This window comes from Brevundimonas sp. AAP58, assembly GCF_001295975.1.
In the GTDB taxonomy this organism is placed as follows: domain Bacteria; phylum Pseudomonadota; class Alphaproteobacteria; order Caulobacterales; family Caulobacteraceae; genus Brevundimonas.
In genome coordinates this window covers 54,830-70,552 of the sequence record NZ_LJHU01000075.1, presented here as the reverse complement: position 1 = coordinate 70,552, position 15,723 = coordinate 54,830, and the positions used below count along the sequence as shown (strand labels likewise).

Here is a 15,723-nt window from a genome sequence, read left to right as displayed (position 1 = left end):
CGGGAGAGGGAAGATGAGCGACCTCCAAAAACGTCTCGCCGGAGAGGCCGCCGCCCTGCGCGTCGAGCCCGGCATGGTCGTCGGCCTCGGCACCGGCTCCACCGCCGCCTGGTTCGTCAAGGCGCTGGCGGAGCGGAACCTGACCGGACTGCGCTGCGTCCCGACATCGGAGAAGACGGCCGAACTCGCCCGCGAGCTGGGCCTGCCGCTCGCCGCGCTCGATGACGTCTCCCGCATCGACCTGACCGTCGACGGCGCCGACGAGGTCGGGCCGGGTCTCGCGCTCATCAAGGGCGGCGGCGCGGCCCTGCTGCGCGAGAAGCTGGTGTGGGAGGCGTCTGACCGCTGCATCGTCATCGCCGATGCGGCTAAGGTGGTGCCGGTGCTCGGCGCCTTTCCCCTGCCCATCGAGGTCGTCGCATTCGGCCATCGCTCCACGGCCAACCGCATCATGGACGTCCTGACCGACCACGACATCGCCATGCCGGCCCGCCTGCGCCAGGCGGACCGCGGCGTGGTCCGCACCGACGGCGGCAACGTCATCTACGACGCCAAATGCCAGGCCATCCACGACCCGGTGCGCCTCGCCGACGACCTGAAGCTCATCACCGGCGTGGTCGAGCACGGCCTGTTCCTCGACCTCGCCGACGAGGCCATCATCGGAGAGGACGGCGGGGTGCGGACCCTGCTGCCCTAGAGCCTCACCCGAACGCCAGTTTGGCCGAGGCGATCAGCAGCACAAGCCCCAGCGCCTGAAGCAGATGGGGCCCGCTGAGGCGCTGTATGCCAATGAACGTCCCGACCACGGCCCCGATCGCCACCGCCAGCACGAACCACGGCAGCTCCGCCGGCAGCCGTCCGACCGTCGTCAGGCTGCCCAGCAGCCCCGAGATCGACACGCACAGGATGAAGGCCGACGACACCCCCGACGTCTTCTGCGGCGTCTCCCACCCCATCAGCAGGATCAGCGGGCTCAGGAAGATGCCACCGCCGGTCCCCGTCAGCCCGGACAGCGTCCCGATCGCTCCGCCCGCCACCAGCCGCAGGCCGGTGTGAGGTGGTTTGGGCTCGCTCAGCGCCTTGATCGGCCCGGGCCATAGCAGCCGGATCGCCGCCAGGAACAGCACCGCCGCCACCACCGGCCGATACACCTCCGGCGGCAGCGGAAACCGCCCGGCGATGAAGGCGCACGGAATGGCCGCGATCACGAACGGCAGCAGCAGCGACAGGTTGAACCGCCCGGCGCGCACATATCGAAACGTCGCATAGCTCGCCACCAGCACGTTCAGCACCAGCGCCGTCGGCCGCATCACCTCCGGCTCCACCGCGAAGAGGGCCATGATCGCGAGATAGGCGGACGCCCCCGCATGCCCGACCGAGGTGTAGAGCGCCGCCCCCAGCCCCATCAGGACCGCGATCATCAGGATGGTCGTCGGCTCCACGCGGGCTCCTCTGCTCAGCCTCGGGCTCGCCGTCAGGCCCTTTGACGGGCTTCAGGTTCGGACGATTCCACGCCGGGGTCTTCGCTGGCGATGCGAACAAGGTTTCGCACCGCGCCGTGCCGCCCAGCCTTGCCGCAACGACCGCCGGACCCTACATCCAGCCCCCTCTGAGATACCGCCACGACAGCGGATTTCAGACGTTTCAGACTATTCGCACGCTGTTTTTCCCAGGCAGCGGAGGAGCGGCGGTGGCGGACTACGACTACGATCTCTTCGTCATCGGCGCGGGCTCCGGCGGCGTCCGCGCCGCTCGCCTCACGGCCCTGTCCGGCAAGCGGGTGGCGGTGGCCGAGGAACACCGCGTCGGCGGCACCTGCGTGATCCGGGGCTGCGTGCCCAAGAAGTTCATGGTCATGGCCTCGGACTTCGCCCACGATTTCGAGATCGCCGAGGGCTACGGCTGGACGGTCGAGGCCAGCTTCGACTGGCCGAAATTCATCCAGGCCAAGGACGTCGAGATCGCCCGGCTCTCGGGCCTCTACGTCGCCAATCTCGGCAAGGCCGGCGTCGAGCTGATCCACGGTCGCGCCGTGCTGAAGGACGCCCACACCGTCGCCATCGCCGGCAAGGGCGAGGACGGCGGCGATCTGATCGTCACGGCCGAGCGCATCCTCATCGCCACGGGCGGCCGCCCCTGGCTGCCGACCGAAATCCCCGGCATCGAGCACGCCATCACCTCGGAAGAGGCCTTCCACCTGCCGGAGCTGCCCAAGCGCATCCTGATCGCCGGCGGCGGCTACATCGCGGTGGAGTTCGCCGGCATCTTCGCCGGGCTCGGCGTCGAGACGACGCTGGTTTATCGCGGCCCCAACATCCTGCGCGGCTTCGACGACGACGTCCGCGCCCACCTGGCGGCCGAGATCGAGAAGCGGGGCGTCACCGTCGTCCTCGGCTGCCAGCACACCGAGATCCGCAAGACGGAAAGCGGCCTGCTCAACGTGCTCGAGAACGGCATGGAGATCGAGGCCGACGTCGTCATGTTCGCCACCGGCCGCGCGCCCCACGTCAAGGGCCTGGGTCTGGAGACGGCGGGGGTCGAGCTGAACGACAAGGGCGCGATCAAGGTCGATGAATTCTCTAAGACGACGGCGGACAACATCTGGGCCATCGGCGATGTCACGGATCGCATGAACCTGACGCCCGTCGCCATCCGCGAGGCAGTGGCCTTTCACGAGACGGTCTATCGCGACAACCCCCAGAGCTTCGACTACGAGGCCGTCGCCACCGCCGTGTTCAGCCAGCCGCCCGTCGGCGTCGTCGGCCTGACCGAAGCCGAGGCGCGGCGCGCCTGTGCGGGCGAGGTCGACGTCTACGTCACCCGCTTCCGGCCGATGAAGTACGCCTTCACCGGCTCGGACGAGCGCATGCTGATGAAGCTGGTGGTCGACGCCACGTCGGACCGCGTCATCGGCGTCCACATCGTCGGCCCCGAGGCGCCGGAGATGATCCAGCTCGCCGCCATCGCCGTGAAGGCCGGCCTGACCAAGGCCCAGTGGGACGCCACCTGCGCCGTCCACCCCACCATGGCCGAGGAACTGGTGACGCTCCGGGTCAAGCAGACGTCGGAGACGAACGCGGGGTGACCGCGACGCCAGGTTCATTGTTTCGCAGGCGCGAGAAGCCTATCCTAAGCCCATGAGTACGCGCTGGACGCCCGAGAGCTGGAGAACCAAGACCGCCCTGCATATGCCGGCGGACTACCCGGATCCGCGCGCCCTGACGGCCGTCGAGGACGAGCTGCGCGCCCTTCCGCCCCTGGTCTTCGCGGGCGAGGCGCGTCGTCTCAAGGATCGCCTGGCCCAGGTCGAGGCCGGAGAGGCCTTCCTGCTGCAGGGCGGCGATTGCGCCGAGAGCTTCAAGGAGTTCTCGACCGACAACATCCGCGACACCTTCCGCCTGCTGCTGCAGATGGCGGTGGTCCTGACCTTCGCGGGTCGGAAGCCCGTGGTGAAGGTCGGGCGTATCGCCGGCCAGTTCGCCAAGCCCCGCTCGGCCCCGACCGAGACGATCGACGGCGTGACCCTGCCCAGCTATCGCGGCGACAACATCAACGGCTCGGCCTTCACGCCCGAAGAGCGGATGCCGGACCCGCAGCGCCTGCTGAAGGCCTACAACCAGTCGGCCTCGACACTGAACCTGCTGCGCGCCTTCGCTGGCGGCGGCTATGCCGACCTCTACAACATCCACCGCTGGACCCAGGGCTTCGCTGATAGCGGGGTCGGGGCCCAGTACCGCGAACTGGCCGACAAGATCGCCGAGGCGCTCGCCTTCATGGAGGCCGTCGGCGTCACGCCGGAGACGCATCCGGACCTGTCTCGCGTCGAGGTCTTCACCTCGCACGAGGCCCTGCTGCTGAACGTCGAGAGCGCGCTGACCCGTCTAGACGGGGCGTCGGGCGAATGGTTCGACACCTCGGCCCACATGCTGTGGATCGGCGAACGCACGCGCCAGCTGGACGGCGCCCACGTCGAGTTCATGCGCGGCATCAGGAACCCTATCGGCGTGAAGTGCGGTCCGACGATGGAGCCGGACGACCTGCTGCCCCTGATCGATGCGCTGAACCCCGACAATACACCGGGTCGCCTCACGCTGATCGGCCGCTTCGGCCACGACAAGGTGCACGACCGCCTGCCGCGCCTGATGAAGGCGGTGAAGGCCCACGGCAAGCGGGTGATCTGGTCGATCGACCCGATGCACGGCAACACCCTGATGGCGCAGAGCGGCTACAAGACCCGCCCCTTCGACCGCATCATTGGCGAGGTGAAGGGCTTCATCGATGTGGCGGAGGCGGAAGGGGTGCACCCCGGCGGCGTCCATCTGGAGATGACGGGCCAGAACGTCACCGAATGCATCGGCGGCGCCCAGGCCGTGACCGAGGACGATCTGTCCAGCCGCTATCACACCCACTGCGACCCCCGTCTGAACGCGGATCAGGCGCTGGAACTGGCCTTCCTGATCGCCGAGCGGCTCAAGACCGGCCGGTTGGCGCGCGCGGCGGCGGCGTGACCACGGGCATCGGCCGGCCGGACGGCGACGACCGGGCCGGTCGCACGGCCTTTCAGGGCGCGCCCGGCGCCTTCAGCCACGAGGCCTGCGTCGAGCTGCGCCCCTGGGATGAGCATGTCCCGTTCGAGACCTTCGCCGAAGCCATCGAGGCCGTGAAATCCGGCGCTTGCGACTGCGCCCTCATCCCGGTCGAGAACTCCACCATCGGCGTGGTCGAGCCCGCCGCCACCCTGGTGGCCGAGGCTGGCCTGCCGGTTGTCGCCGAGTTCTGGCGCAAGATCCAGATCGCCCTGATGGCCGTCCCCGGCGCGGACCTCGCCCACCTCCGCACCGTTCACAGCCACCCTGTGGCGCTGCGTCAATGCGCGGCCAAAATCGCGGCTCTGGGTCTGGACGTGGTCGAGGCCTTCGACACCGCCGGCGCGGCGCGCGAGGTCTCCGAACTCGGCGATCCCACCCGCGCGGCGCTCGCCCCGGTCGCTGCGGCGGAGGTCTACGGCCTGTCGATTCTGCGCAACGACCTTCAGGATTCGGACACCAACCGCACGCGGTTTGTCCTCCTGGCGCGCCAAGCGGGTTGACGACGCACGATCCTTGCGTGTCTTAAGGAAACACGGGCCGCTGATGGCCCGCGAACCGAGCCCGATCATGTCCCCGCGCGCTTGCCTCTCGACCCTTTCGCCCCGTTCGCGCGCGGCTGGCACCTTCTATTTCGGCTATCGCTTCTACGGCTTTCGATACGCCGGCTGAGGCCAGGCGCGCTCTTCGCACCTGACAGCCTCGCCGGCGACCGCCCTGAACCAGGGCGGCGGCGCACCTCTGCACCCCTCTTATCGAAACGCACCCGTTGAAAGCTCACCCGCCATGCCGAAATCCAACCTCCAGCAAGTCTGGCCCGACATGAACCCCGAGGAGATGTCGCCCGAGCAGATGGCGCTCGCTGCGCTCCGTCACGAGATTGACCTCATCGACGACGAGATGCTGGCCCTGTTCCAGAAGCGCCTTGCCATCGCGGCCAAGGTCGGCCGCGCCAAGGACGCGCCGCACGGCCCCCACACCAAGCTGCGTCCCGACCGCGAACAGACCGTGCTTAGCCGCGTCCTGTCCAAGGCCCAGCCCGAGAACGCCACGGCCGTCGAGGGCCTGTGGCGCGAGATCGTCGGCTGGGGCCTGGCCCAGCAGGGCCAGCTCCAGGTCCAGGTCTGGGCACCCGTCGATCCGACCCGCGCCTTCGATGGCGCCCGCCACCGCTTCGGCACGGCGGCGTCGATACGCATGGTCCGCGACCCCCAGCTCGCGCTCGCCTTCGCCGCCGAGGGCAAGGGCGTGGCGGTGCTGGCCGTCAACACCGACGATCCCTGGTGGGTCGGCCTGCGCCGGGACTGGTCAAGCCTTAGCGTCTTTGACGGCTTCGGCCAGGCGGGCGGTCAGCCGAGTTCGCTGGCCGTCGGCAAGATCGACCCCGCCGCCCTGCCCACGGGACGCAGCGTGATCGTCACGGCCGGAGGCGACGCCGGCGACGGCGGCGGCGCGCGTCGTTGGGGGCTCAACACTCACCACGGCTGGACCCTGGCCCTGACCGACGCCCGTCTCACCCCCGGCGACGCCGAGGGCTGCGTCGGCGCGATCGGCTGAGCGGCCCAAGCCAACGGGAATCGGCTAGTTTCATGAAGGCGGTCGCGGCGCGGCCGTGTTCGGGGGCGGCATGAACACGACCGAAGTCTTCCTGATCGCCATGCTGATCATCTTCAGCGCGCCGTATCTTGTCTGGCGGCTGCTGAGGACCGACCACTACGCGCCCCTGGTCGTCGTGCAGATCATCGCCGGCATCCTGCTGGGCCCCGGCGTTCTCGGCGCGGTCTTCCCCGACTACTACGCCTTCGTCTTCCGGCCGGAGGTCATCCAGTCCCTGAACGGCGTCGCCTGGTGGGCGGTGATGATCTTCGTCTGGCTGGCCGGCATTGAGTTGGACCTGAAGGCCGCCTGGGCCAACCGCGCCGAGACCGGCGTCACGGCGGGTCTGGCCCTGATCACCCCTCTGCTGTTCGGCTGCGCCGCCGCCGCCGTGCTTCTCCAGTTCCCCGGCTGGGTCGGAGAGCGGGGCCAGACCTGGCAGGTGCTGGCGGGCATGGGCATGGCCTGCGCCGTCACGGCGCTTCCGATCCTCGTCCTGTTCCTCGACAAGCTGGGCGTGCTGAGAAGCGACCTCGGCCAGCGCGTCCTGCGCTACGCCAGCCTGGACGACATCGCCATCTGGGGTGTGCTGGCGCTCATCATCCTGGACTGGGACCGGCTGGGCCGTCAGGCGGCGTTTCTGGTCGGCTTCCCCGTCGCCTCCCTCGCCATACGCGCCCTGATGCGCCGCATCCGCGAGACGGACCGCTGGTACGTCGGCCTGATCTGGCTGGCGGCGATGGGCTTGGTCGGCGACTGGGCAGGGCTGCACTACATGGTCGGGGCCTTCCTCGCGGGCGTCGTGCTGGACAAGGACCTGTTCGACGAGAAGCAGATGGACAGCTTCCGCCACATCGTCCTGATGACCATCATGCCGGTCTTCTTCCTGTCGACCGGCCTGCGCACCCAGTGGGACGTTGGGGGCCTGGCTGTCTTCGGCGCGGCGGCCCTGCTGCTGGTCGCGGCGGTCGCCGGCAAGTTGGCGGGGGTTCACCTCGCCGGCCGCATCCTGAAGTGGCCAAAGGGGGAGGCGGCCGTGATCGGCTGGCTGCTCCAGACCAAGGCGCTGATCATGATCATCTTCGCCAACATCCTGCTCGACAAGGCGATCATCACCAACGAGACCTTCACGGCCCTGCTGCTCATGGCCGTCGGATCGACGATGCTGACCATTCCGATGGTGACGCCAAGGCTGGCGCGGCTGAGCGGGGCCTAGCCGACCGCCATATTGTCGATCAGCCGGGTCTTGCCCAGCCAGGCGGCGGCGAGGATCCGCGCCGGCGCATCGACGACCCCGTTCACGAACACCGCGAGGTCCTCGGCCCGACGCACGGCGACGTAATCGACCCGCTCGAACCCGGCCTTCAGCAGTTCGGCGTAGGCCTCGCGCTCCACCGCCGCCAGCGGTCGCTTGTCCGCCGCCTTGATCGCCGTCTCGGCCAGCACCCCGTTCAGCCGCCGCGCGATCGCCAGCTCGGCCTCGGACAGGTAGGCGTTTCGTGACGACAGGGCCAAGCCATGCCCGTCCCGCTCCGTCGGAGCGCCCACGATCTCAGTCGGGATGTCGAGGTCGCGGGCCATCCGCCGCACGACCAGTAACTGCTGATAATCCTTCTCCCCGAACACGGCGACGTCGGCCTGGACCTGGTTCAGCAGCTTGGCCACCACCACCGCCACCCCGCCGAAGAAGTGCGGGCGAAAGTCCGTCTCCAGGCCCCGGGACGGACCGCCGACAGCGACCGTCGTCGTGAAGCCTTCCGGATACATCTCCTCGACCGTCGGCGCGAACAGCAGGTGACACCCTGCGCCCGCCAGCAGTTCGGCGTCCTGCGCTTCCCGCCTCGGATAAGTTCCCAGATCTTCGTGCGCGGCGAACTGGGTCGGGTTGACGAAGACGCTGGCGACCACCCGATCCGCCCGCCGCCCCGCCTCGCGCACCAGCGTCAGGTGCCCCTCGTGCAGCGCCCCCATCGTTGGCACGAAAGCCACGGTCATCCCCTGCCGCCGCCATTCACGCACGGCTTCGCGCAACCCGGCGACGGTTCGCGCGATAGGCAGGGGAGGGTGTTCGCTCATGCTTACCGGATTAACCTTGCCATTTAAGCGTGTTCGTTCGCCGAGCCTTGAGAGGTCGTCGGCTATGACAGCGCTTATGACGCCCGGCAGAATGCTTCGTCCAGTCGTGATCGGCCTTCTCGGCCTGTCGACCGCCTCCTGCGGTTTCGTCGAGAGCGATCCACACCGCTTCGAAAATCTCGCCCGTTCCATCGCCGAGATCCCGCTGGACGGTGACGCGCCCGCGACGGCCGCCGAGGCCGGCTTGCGCCCCGCCTTCGTCACCGCCGAACAGGTGGCCGAACCCGGAGCCCTGCGCGTCGAGGTCCTCGACCCCCACGCCCTGTGGGACGCCCGCGACGCCGGACTGCGCGGCGCTGTCGAGCGTGCCGCTCCCGCCGCTGTGGAGGCTGCTGCTCCTGCCGTCACCCGAGCCATCGTCCAGGAAGTGACGCGCGCCACCGACGAACTCCGCCCGCAGGTCGTGCTTCAGACGCTTCAGCTCGGTGCCTTCTCCAGCCCCGCCGCCGCGCGCGAGGCCTGGACCCGCATCGCCGCCGCCGGTGAGACGGTTTCAGCCCTGACCCCGGCCTTCGAATCCGTGGAAGTCGATGGCCGCACCCTGACCCGGCTCAAGGTCGCCGCTCCGGCCGATGCCGCCCGCGCTGTCTGCCGCGCCGCCGACGCCGCCGATCTGGGTTGCCTGCGTCGGGGCTGAAACCCACAGCCTTCATTTAACCTTTCGTTGACGTTCGCTTCGCCGCTGGCGAGTCTGCGGGCCTTGGGTCGGCAAAGTGAGTCGGCCGCTTTGGGACCAGTCATGACGCAGCCTCGGGTCATCGTCGTCGGCAATGAAAAGGGCGGGGCGGGCAAGTCCACGCTCGCTATCCACATCGTCTGCGGCCTGCTGCACGCGGGTCATCGCGTGGCCATCCTGGACCTCGACCTGCGCCAGCGGTCGATGAGCCATTTCTTCACCCACCGCGCCGCCTGGACGGCGGCCAACGGCGTGGTCCTGCCCATGCCGTCCGAACCGGACCTTGGCGATGGCAAGGCGCTGGCCCGCGCCGACGAGGCCGAGCAGATCGCCCGCTTCGACGCCGCCTTCGCCGAAGCCGCCGCTTCCGGTGCCGAGGTCATCCTGATCGACACGCCCGGCGGTGACACGCCGCTGTCTCGCGCCGCCCACGCTCGCGCCGACCAGATCGTCACGCCGATGAACGACAGCTTCGTCGACTTCGACATGCTGGGCTCGGTCGATCCGGTGACGCTTGAGCTGCTCAAGCCCTCCACCTATTCCGAAAGCGTCTGGGAGGCGCGCAAGCACCGCGCCATCAAGGAAGGCCGCCACGCCGCCATCGATTGGGTGGTCGTCACCAACCGCCTCGCCGTCGCCGAGGCCCGGAACCGCAAGCGTCTGGAAGAGCGCATGCTGAAACTGGCCAAGCGCGTGGGTTTTCGCGTCGGGCCGGGTTTGCGCGACCGCGTCATCTATCGCGAGCTGTTCCCCTTCGGCCTGACCGTGGCGGACCTGTCTAATGAGGTGCGGCCGGTCGCCGTGTCTCTGGCCCACGTCGCCGCGCGTCAGGAGATGAGAAACCTCATGCAGGCCCTGGGGCTGGAAGACGTCAGCCTGCCCGCCCTCGACGCCGCCGCGTGACCGGATGAACGGATGAGCCTGATCTGGCTCGTGCTGGCGGGCATCGTCGTCTGGGCCCTGGTTCGCCTCGGCCGCCAGACCGAGGGGCCGCGTCGGGGCCAGTGGCGGGTGACCGCCACCCTGATCGCCGCCGCCTTGCTGGGAGGAGGGGCGCTGGCCCTGTCGCGGGGTGCCTGGATCACGGGCGCGGGCCTGTGCGGGGCAGCCCTCTGGCTGACGCTGGCGTCGCGTATCCGCTCGGTCCCGCCGCGCGCCGAAGGCCTGTCCGACGCCGAGGCGCGCTCCATTCTGGGCGTGACCGCCGACGCGACGGCCCAGGACATCACGGCCGCCTGGCGACGGCTCATGGCGCGGGCGCATCCCGACCAGGGTGGCACGGAGGGGCTCGCGGCCAAGCTGAATGCGGCCAAGGATCGGCTGCTCAAGCGATAGTCCCTCGCCCGCTCGCGAGCCGCACGCGACGGCCTCGACCCGCATGGGGAGAAGGAAGGTTTTGCGGACGCCCGCGACGCCCGCTAGAGCAACCGCTTCCTCCTGACGAAGACCGCCCGCCATGCACGACATCCGCGCCATCCGTGAAAACTCCGAGCACTACGTCGCCGGGTGGCGGTCGCGGGGCCTCGATCAAACAAGGGCAGAGGAAACCGTCGCAGAGATCCTCCAAGCTGACCGGCTGGCCCGTGCGGAGATGACGGCCGCCGAGGGCCGTAGAGCCGAGATCAAGCAACTGTCGCAAGAGATTGCTGTAGCGATGAAGCAAGGCGACCTCGCACGCTCAGAGAGCCTGAAAGCGAGGGTTCGAGAACTCAAGGAAGAAGAACATTCTGCTGATGTTCGCCAAGACGTCACCAAGGCGGTCTGGGAGGTCAAGCGGAACGAGATGCTCAGCAAGCTTCCAAACCTCGCGGCCGACGAAGTGCCGGACGGCGAGGACGAGGCGGGCAATGTCGAGGTCTCACGCTGGGGGACGCCGCGCGACGGCGGCCCGGCCAGGGACCATGCTGACCTGGGCGAGGCGCTGGGGCTGCTGGACTTCGAGGCGGCGGCGAAGATGTCGGGGGCACGGTTCGCCGTGCTGAAGGGCGGGCTGGCGCGGCTGGAGCGGGCCATCGGCCAGTTCATGCTAGATATGCAGACCGCCGAGCACGGCTATCTGGAGGTCAATCCGCCCTATCTCGTGCGTGACGAGGCGATGTTCGGCACGGGACAGTTGCCGAAGTTTGAAGAGGACTTGTTCTTTGCGGCAGCTGGTAGTGCCGCGATGTCGGATCAGCCTATCAATCAGGTGAACCTGATGGTTGGGCGTCGTTATCTTATCCCCACCGCCGAAGTCTCCCTGACCAACCTCGTGCGCGAGACGATCCTGTCCGAGGACGAGCTCGCCACGCCGATGCGCCTCACCGCGCTGACGCCCTGCTTCCGGGCGGAGGCGGGGTCGGCGGGGCGGGATACGCGGGGACTGATCCGGCAGCACCAGTTCTCCAAGGTCGAGCTGGTGTCGATCACGCGGCCGGAGGACTCCGAGGCCGAGCACGAGCGGATGACGGCCTGCGCCGAAGCCGTGCTGCAGGCGCTGGAGCTGCCCTATCGGCGCATGCTGCTGTGCAAGGGCGACATGGGGTTCTCGGCGAGGAAGACCTACGACCTGGAGGTCTGGCTGCCGTCGCAGGGGACGTATCGGGAGATCAGCTCCTGCTCCAACTGCGGGGACTTCCAGGCCCGGCGGATGGACGCGCGCTTCAAGCGGGCGGGCGAGAAGAAGACCGAGTTCGTGCATACCCTGAACGGCTCGGGGCTGGCGGTCGGTCGCACGCTCGTCGCGATCATGGAGAATTATCAGCAGGAGGACGGGCGGATCGCCGTGCCGTCCGCCCTGCTGCCCTATATGGGCGGCGTCACCCATGTTGGAGCGTAGACCATGAAGATCCTGCCGATCCTGACCCTCGCCGCCCTCGTCGCCGGCTGCGCCTCGGTGAGCCCGGAGCGCACGGCCTATGCGCAGGGACAGACCACCTTCGAAGGCTTCGTCTGGTTCTCGGGCGAGGAGTTCCTGCTGATGGACAGCGAGAACCGCTATCGCGCCGGGCTGCAGCGGCCTTGCGTCTCGGGTGCCCTGCCGCGCGACGAGCGCCGCCGGTCAGGCGACATCGGCGGGCAGATGGTGCGGATCACCGGAACAACCCTGGCCTGGTCCGACGACCTTCCGGGCGACCGCTACGTGCATGAGGGATCCATCGTCCGCAACGAATGCGGGGCCTCGTTCGTGATCCTGGCCCAAACCATCGAAGCCATTCGCTAAGGGACCCGATTGCGCATCCTGCTGACCAACGACGACGGCGTCGAAGCCGAGGGGCTGGCTTGCCTGGAACGCATCGCGCGGACCCTGTCCGACGACGTCTGGACCGTGGCGCCGCAGGAGGAGCAGTCGGGCAAGGGGCGGGGGATCACCCTGACCGAGCCCCTGCGCGTCAACCGGCTGGGGGAGCGGCGGTTCGCGGTGACGGGGACGCCGACGGACTGCGTGGTGCTGGCGGTCAACGACCTGATGCCGGAGCGGCCCGATCTGGTCCTCTCCGGCGTCAACCGGGGGCACAATGTGGGGGAGGACTGCTCCTATTCCGGGACGGTCGCGGGGGCGTTGCAGGGGATGGCGTTCGGCATCCGCTCCATCGCGCTCAGCCAGAGCCTGGAGCGGTTCCACGACGAGGTGACGGCCCACTGGGAGACCGCGGAGACCTATGCCCCAGCCATCATCCGCCGGCTGCTGGCGCAGAAATGGGCCGAGGGCGTGGTGATGAACCTGAACTTCCCCGCCCGGGCACCGGAAGGCGTGACCGAGGTGGAAGTGACGCGGCAGGGGTTCCGCAACGAGGGCGAGATGCACGCCGTGAAACGCACCGACCTGCGCGGACGCGACTATTTCTGGATGAGCTTTCGCGGGACGAAGCAGGACCATGCGCCGGGCACGGATCTGCGGGCCATGGACGACGGCAAGATCTCGGTCACGCCGCTTCACATCGACCTGACGCACCGCGAGAGCGTGCATGAGCTGAAAGGCGTGCTGGGCGGGGTGCCGCCCAGATGAATCTGTCGAACGATCGTGCGGGTCGCCTGATCCTGTCGCTGCGGCAACAGGGGGTGACCGACGCGCGGGTGCTGGGGGCGATGGAATCCATCGACCGCGCCGTGTTCGTGCACGAGAAGTTTCTCGATCAGGCGTGGGAGGACCAGGCCCTGCCGATCGACTGCGCCCAGACGATCAGCCAGCCCTACATCGTCGGCCTGATGACCCAGGCCCTGATGGTCGAGCCGCGCCACCGGGTGCTCGAGATCGGCACAGGCAGCGGATACCAGTGCGCGGTCCTGAGCCGCCTGGCGCGCTATGTCTATTCGGTGGAGCGGTATCGGAGCCTGCTGGTCGAGGCCGAGGCGAAGCTGCGGACGCTGGGAATCGACAACGTCATCACGCGCCATTCCGACGGCGGCCTCGGCTGGCCCGAGCAGGCGCCGTTCGACCGGATCATGGTGACGGCGGCGGCGCCCACCGAGCCGACGGAACTGTTGAAGCAGCTGAAGCCCGGCGGGGTGCTGGTCGCGCCGGTGGGGCGGACGTCGGTGCAGATGCTGCATCGCTACGTTGGGCAGGCGGACGGGAGTTTCCGGCGCGAGAGCCTGTGCGAGGTTCGATTCGTGCCCTTGGTCGAGGGCACGGCGAAGGAGGGGTGATGCGGGCCGCGGTTCTGCTCGGCTTCATCGGCGCGCTTTTGGCGAGCCGGGCGGCTGCCCACGAATACGTCGGCTGGTTTGAGCACGGCCGGGCGGAACTGTCTCCCCGAGGCTATCAGGTCGCGCGCGAGGCTGCGCTCTACTGGATGCGTGAGCCCATGCGCCGTCGGTTGACCGTGGAAGGACACCTGGATGTCGCGGAGGAGGGCATCCCTGGGCTGGATGGGCTGCGGGCCCGCACTATGATGCTGGAGCTGGTCACGCAGGGTGTGAACCCAGCGGCCGTCGATATCGAAGTCCACGGAGCGCGACGCCCGGCAAGGCCGGGCGGCCTGTCTCATGAGGTCAATCGTCGTGTGGTCATACTGTTTGATGAGCCGCCGCCCGGAGAGCCGCCGCCGCCTCCGAGACTGAGCCACTACGAAATGCCGTTCGTGATCTTCCAAAGTGGAAGCGCCGTCGTGCCGGCAGAGCAGGAGATCGGATTGCGGCTGGCGATGTTTGGCTATCAACCAGGGGAAAGCCGCGTGGTGATCCAGGGGTTCGCCGACACGGTTGGCTCGGTCGAGGACAATCACCGACTGTCGATGGCGCGTGCCGAAAGCGTCGCCCGCGCATTCGCGAGACTCGGCGTGCTCTGGTCCGACATCGAATTGCAAGCGAGCGGCGAAACGGCGCTGTCACGCCCTACGGCGGACGACGTGTCGGAGCCGCTGAACCGCAGGGTTCAGGTCCGCGTCTATCGTCGAGCCGGGGTGCCCCATTAACCTTTCCGCCCCACTTTCGCGCGGTTTCACGGTATGGCTGCAACATCGACTCGGGGCGATCAAGCGGAGGGGCGGATGGCGCTCGGACAGTGGGTCAGGATTGGGGCGATCACGCTCCTGGGGATGATCGCGACGGCCTGCGCCAGTTATCCGGAGGCGCCGCGGTATCCGACTCGGCCCATGACGGGGTATGCGACGAATGTACCGCCGCCGCCCTACACCGCGCCAAGCCAGCCCACACCGCCGGTCTATGAGGCCCCACCGCCCGCCATTGCGCCTGTCGAGCCGATAGAGGGCGGGGCCTTGCCGCCCCCGTCCTCGGGCGTATCGGCCGATGCGCAGCCACCGACTGCCTCCAGTCCACCAGGAGCCACCTATGTCCCGCCCCCGGCGACCACCGCGCCGACGACGGTGAGCGCCGGGGCGGCCTATGTGATTCAACCGGGCGACACGATCTCGGGCGTGGGGCGCCGGTTCCAGACGCCTGTGCAGATCCTGATCGACTTGAACGGCCTGGGGCCAAGGGGCGCGATCACGGTGGGGCAGTCGATCATCCTGCCCGACAGCGCGGTCGATACAGGGACCGACCCCTACGCCACCGGGCCGACGCCAAGGGGCGTGCTGGTGCCCGAGAACGGGATCGCGCCGCCGCCGCCACCGCCTCCGTCGGGCAATCCGGCCACCCCGCCGCCCCCACGCCAGCCTGCGACGAGCGGACAGACCGGCGTGGCTGCGGCGGGCTCAGTCGCCCTGCAATGGCCGGTGCGCGGCGACATCGTGAGGCGTTTCGGGCCGGTGGGTCTGGGCGAGCGCAACAATGGCATCAATATCGGCGCGCCGGCAGGGGCCGCCGTCGTCGCGGCGGCGGACGGCGTGGTGGGGTATGTCGGGGACGACCTGCCCGGTCAGGGCCTGACGGTCCTGATCACTCATCGTGGCGGCTGGCGGACGGTCTATGGCCATCTTGGCTCGGCCACGGTGGAGGACAACCAGACCGTCCGGGCGGGCCAGCAGATCGGCACGGTCGGGCTCACGGCAGGGGATGGACGCCCTTCGATCCACTTCGAGACCCGGCGCATGCAGGGCGACGAGCCCGTGGCGATTGATCCGCTGACGGTGTTGCCGAGGTGATCGCGGCGTTTCCCTCCCGCTCGGGGGAGAGTGGTCGAAGCGGAGTGGAGAGCGGGTGGGGGCGGCCCGGCGAGCCAATCGCCGACATTGCGCGTGTTCAGCCTTGCCGCCTCCACCTGGCGCTGCGCGCCACCCTCCCCGTGCAGGGGAGGAAGAGTGACGCGCGCGTTGCATCTTCCCGCGCCCGGCCCTAGGTAACGCG

17 protein-coding genes are annotated in these 15,723 nt (G+C 68.8%); 15 read left to right on the top strand and 2 right to left on the bottom strand.

Annotated elements, in window-relative coordinates:
• Nucleotides 1–13 precede the first annotated feature (13 nt).
• The gene (gene rpiA / locus IP78_RS10720) at nucleotides 14–697 is read left to right on the top strand and encodes a ribose-5-phosphate isomerase RpiA (protein WP_054111673.1); all 684 of its coding nucleotides are present in this window, start codon (nucleotides 14–16) and stop codon (nucleotides 695–697) included.
• A gap of 4 nt (nucleotides 698–701) precedes the next feature.
• Here the strand turns inward: rpiA and IP78_RS10715 are convergent, their stop codons facing one another.
• Nucleotides 702–1,442, bottom strand: coding sequence for a sulfite exporter TauE/SafE family protein (locus IP78_RS10715; RefSeq protein WP_197272436.1), 741 nt, complete (start codon nucleotides 1,440–1,442; stop codon nucleotides 702–704).
• 248 nt (nucleotides 1,443–1,690) lie between these two features.
• Here IP78_RS10715 and gor point away from each other — a divergent pair, with 248 nt between their 5' ends.
• The 5 genes from gor to IP78_RS10690 all read left to right on the top strand — a co-directional run bounded on the left by gor (nucleotide 1,691) and on the right by IP78_RS10690 (nucleotide 7,398).
• The gene (gene gor / locus IP78_RS10710) at nucleotides 1,691–3,085 is read left to right on the top strand and encodes a glutathione-disulfide reductase (RefSeq protein WP_054111672.1); all 1,395 of its coding nucleotides are present in this window, start codon (nucleotides 1,691–1,693) and stop codon (nucleotides 3,083–3,085) included.
• A 52-nt stretch (nucleotides 3,086–3,137) separates the two neighbouring features.
• Entirely contained in the window at nucleotides 3,138–4,508 is a 1,371-nt protein-coding gene (locus IP78_RS10705) for a class II 3-deoxy-7-phosphoheptulonate synthase (protein WP_054111671.1), read from the top strand.
• Nucleotides 4,505–5,089, top strand: a complete 585-nt coding sequence (locus IP78_RS10700) for a prephenate dehydratase domain-containing protein (RefSeq protein ID WP_231680989.1) — start codon at nucleotides 4,505–4,507, stop codon at nucleotides 5,087–5,089. The genes IP78_RS10705 and IP78_RS10700 overlap by 4 nt, the downstream gene beginning before the upstream one ends.
• Nucleotides 5,090–5,372: 283 nt before the next feature.
• The gene (locus IP78_RS10695) at nucleotides 5,373–6,143 is read left to right on the top strand and encodes a chorismate mutase (protein ID WP_054111670.1); all 771 of its coding nucleotides are present in this window, start codon (nucleotides 5,373–5,375) and stop codon (nucleotides 6,141–6,143) included.
• Between the two features lie 70 nt (nucleotides 6,144–6,213).
• Nucleotides 6,214–7,398, top strand: coding sequence for a cation:proton antiporter (locus IP78_RS10690; RefSeq protein ID WP_054111669.1), 1,185 nt, complete (start codon nucleotides 6,214–6,216; stop codon nucleotides 7,396–7,398).
• Here IP78_RS10690 and panC read toward each other — a convergent pair.
• Entirely contained in the window at nucleotides 7,395–8,258 is an 864-nt protein-coding gene (panC, locus tag IP78_RS10685; RefSeq protein WP_054111668.1) for a pantoate--beta-alanine ligase, read from the bottom strand. The genes IP78_RS10690 and panC overlap by 4 nt on opposite strands.
• A 91-nt stretch (nucleotides 8,259–8,349) precedes the next feature.
• Here panC and IP78_RS10680 point away from each other — a divergent pair, with 91 nt between their 5' ends.
• The 9 genes from IP78_RS10680 (at nucleotide 8,350) to IP78_RS10640 (ending at nucleotide 15,521) form a co-directional block, all read left to right on the top strand.
• A complete protein-coding gene (locus IP78_RS10680; protein ID WP_054111667.1) occupies nucleotides 8,350–8,955 on the top strand; it encodes an SPOR domain-containing protein in 606 nt (201 codons plus the stop codon).
• Nucleotides 8,956–9,057: 102 nt separating this feature from the next.
• Nucleotides 9,058–9,897, top strand: a complete 840-nt coding sequence (locus IP78_RS10675) for a division plane positioning ATPase MipZ (RefSeq protein WP_054111666.1) — start codon at nucleotides 9,058–9,060, stop codon at nucleotides 9,895–9,897.
• 12 nt (nucleotides 9,898–9,909) lie between these two features.
• Nucleotides 9,910–10,329, top strand: coding sequence for a molecular chaperone DnaJ (locus tag IP78_RS10670; RefSeq protein WP_054111665.1), 420 nt, complete (start codon nucleotides 9,910–9,912; stop codon nucleotides 10,327–10,329).
• A gap of 121 nt (nucleotides 10,330–10,450) precedes the next feature.
• Complete coding sequence (gene serS, locus IP78_RS10665; RefSeq protein WP_054111664.1) at nucleotides 10,451–11,812, top strand: serine--tRNA ligase; 1,362 nt, start codon at nucleotides 10,451–10,453, stop codon at nucleotides 11,810–11,812.
• Nucleotides 11,813–11,815: 3 nt separating this feature from the next.
• The gene (locus IP78_RS10660; RefSeq protein WP_054111663.1) at nucleotides 11,816–12,196 is read left to right on the top strand and encodes a hypothetical protein; all 381 of its coding nucleotides are present in this window, start codon (nucleotides 11,816–11,818) and stop codon (nucleotides 12,194–12,196) included.
• Nucleotides 12,197–12,205: 9 nt separating this feature from the next.
• The gene (gene surE, locus IP78_RS10655) at nucleotides 12,206–12,982 is read left to right on the top strand and encodes a 5'/3'-nucleotidase SurE (RefSeq protein ID WP_054111662.1); all 777 of its coding nucleotides are present in this window, start codon (nucleotides 12,206–12,208) and stop codon (nucleotides 12,980–12,982) included.
• Nucleotides 12,979–13,623: a protein-L-isoaspartate(D-aspartate) O-methyltransferase gene (locus tag IP78_RS10650; RefSeq protein ID WP_054111661.1), complete on the top strand. Its 645-nt coding sequence runs from the start codon at nucleotides 12,979–12,981 to the stop codon at nucleotides 13,621–13,623. The genes surE and IP78_RS10650 overlap by 4 nt, the downstream gene beginning before the upstream one ends.
• Complete coding sequence (locus tag IP78_RS10645; RefSeq protein WP_054111660.1) at nucleotides 13,623–14,390, top strand: OmpA family protein; 768 nt, start codon at nucleotides 13,623–13,625, stop codon at nucleotides 14,388–14,390. Before IP78_RS10650 ends, IP78_RS10645 begins: the two co-directional genes overlap by 1 nt.
• A gap of 180 nt (nucleotides 14,391–14,570) precedes the next feature.
• Entirely contained in the window at nucleotides 14,571–15,521 is a 951-nt protein-coding gene (locus IP78_RS10640) for a M23 family metallopeptidase (RefSeq protein WP_231680988.1), read from the top strand.
• Nucleotides 15,522–15,723 lie beyond the last annotated feature (202 nt).

Excerpts from the sequence above, each read along its gene's own strand:
- IP78_RS10660 (WP_054111663.1), top strand. The coding sequence starts at position 11,816 with ATGAAGATCCTGCCGATCCTGACCCTCGCCGCCCTCGTCGCCGGCTGC.
- IP78_RS10675 (WP_054111666.1), top strand. The coding sequence starts at position 9,058 with ATGACGCAGCCTCGGGTCATCGTCGTCGGCAATGAAAAGGGCGGGGCG.
- IP78_RS10695 (WP_054111670.1), top strand. The coding sequence starts at position 5,373 with ATGCCGAAATCCAACCTCCAGCAAGTCTGGCCCGACATGAACCCCGAG.
- IP78_RS10670 (WP_054111665.1), top strand. The coding sequence starts at position 9,910 with ATGAGCCTGATCTGGCTCGTGCTGGCGGGCATCGTCGTCTGGGCCCTG.
- rpiA (WP_054111673.1), top strand. The coding sequence starts at position 14 with ATGAGCGACCTCCAAAAACGTCTCGCCGGAGAGGCCGCCGCCCTGCGC.
- IP78_RS10680 (WP_054111667.1), top strand. The coding sequence starts at position 8,350 with ATGCTTCGTCCAGTCGTGATCGGCCTTCTCGGCCTGTCGACCGCCTCC.
- IP78_RS10650 (WP_054111661.1), top strand. The coding sequence starts at position 12,979 with ATGAATCTGTCGAACGATCGTGCGGGTCGCCTGATCCTGTCGCTGCGG.
- serS (WP_054111664.1), top strand. The coding sequence starts at position 10,451 with ATGCACGACATCCGCGCCATCCGTGAAAACTCCGAGCACTACGTCGCC.
- IP78_RS10640 (WP_231680988.1), top strand. The coding sequence starts at position 14,571 with ATGACGGGGTATGCGACGAATGTACCGCCGCCGCCCTACACCGCGCCA.
- IP78_RS10705 (WP_054111671.1), top strand. The coding sequence starts at position 3,138 with ATGAGTACGCGCTGGACGCCCGAGAGCTGGAGAACCAAGACCGCCCTG.
- panC (WP_054111668.1), bottom strand. The coding sequence starts at position 8,258 with ATGAGCGAACACCCTCCCCTGCCTATCGCGCGAACCGTCGCCGGGTTG.
- IP78_RS10645 (WP_054111660.1), top strand. The coding sequence starts at position 13,623 with ATGCGGGCCGCGGTTCTGCTCGGCTTCATCGGCGCGCTTTTGGCGAGC.
- IP78_RS10690 (WP_054111669.1), top strand. The coding sequence starts at position 6,214 with ATGAACACGACCGAAGTCTTCCTGATCGCCATGCTGATCATCTTCAGC.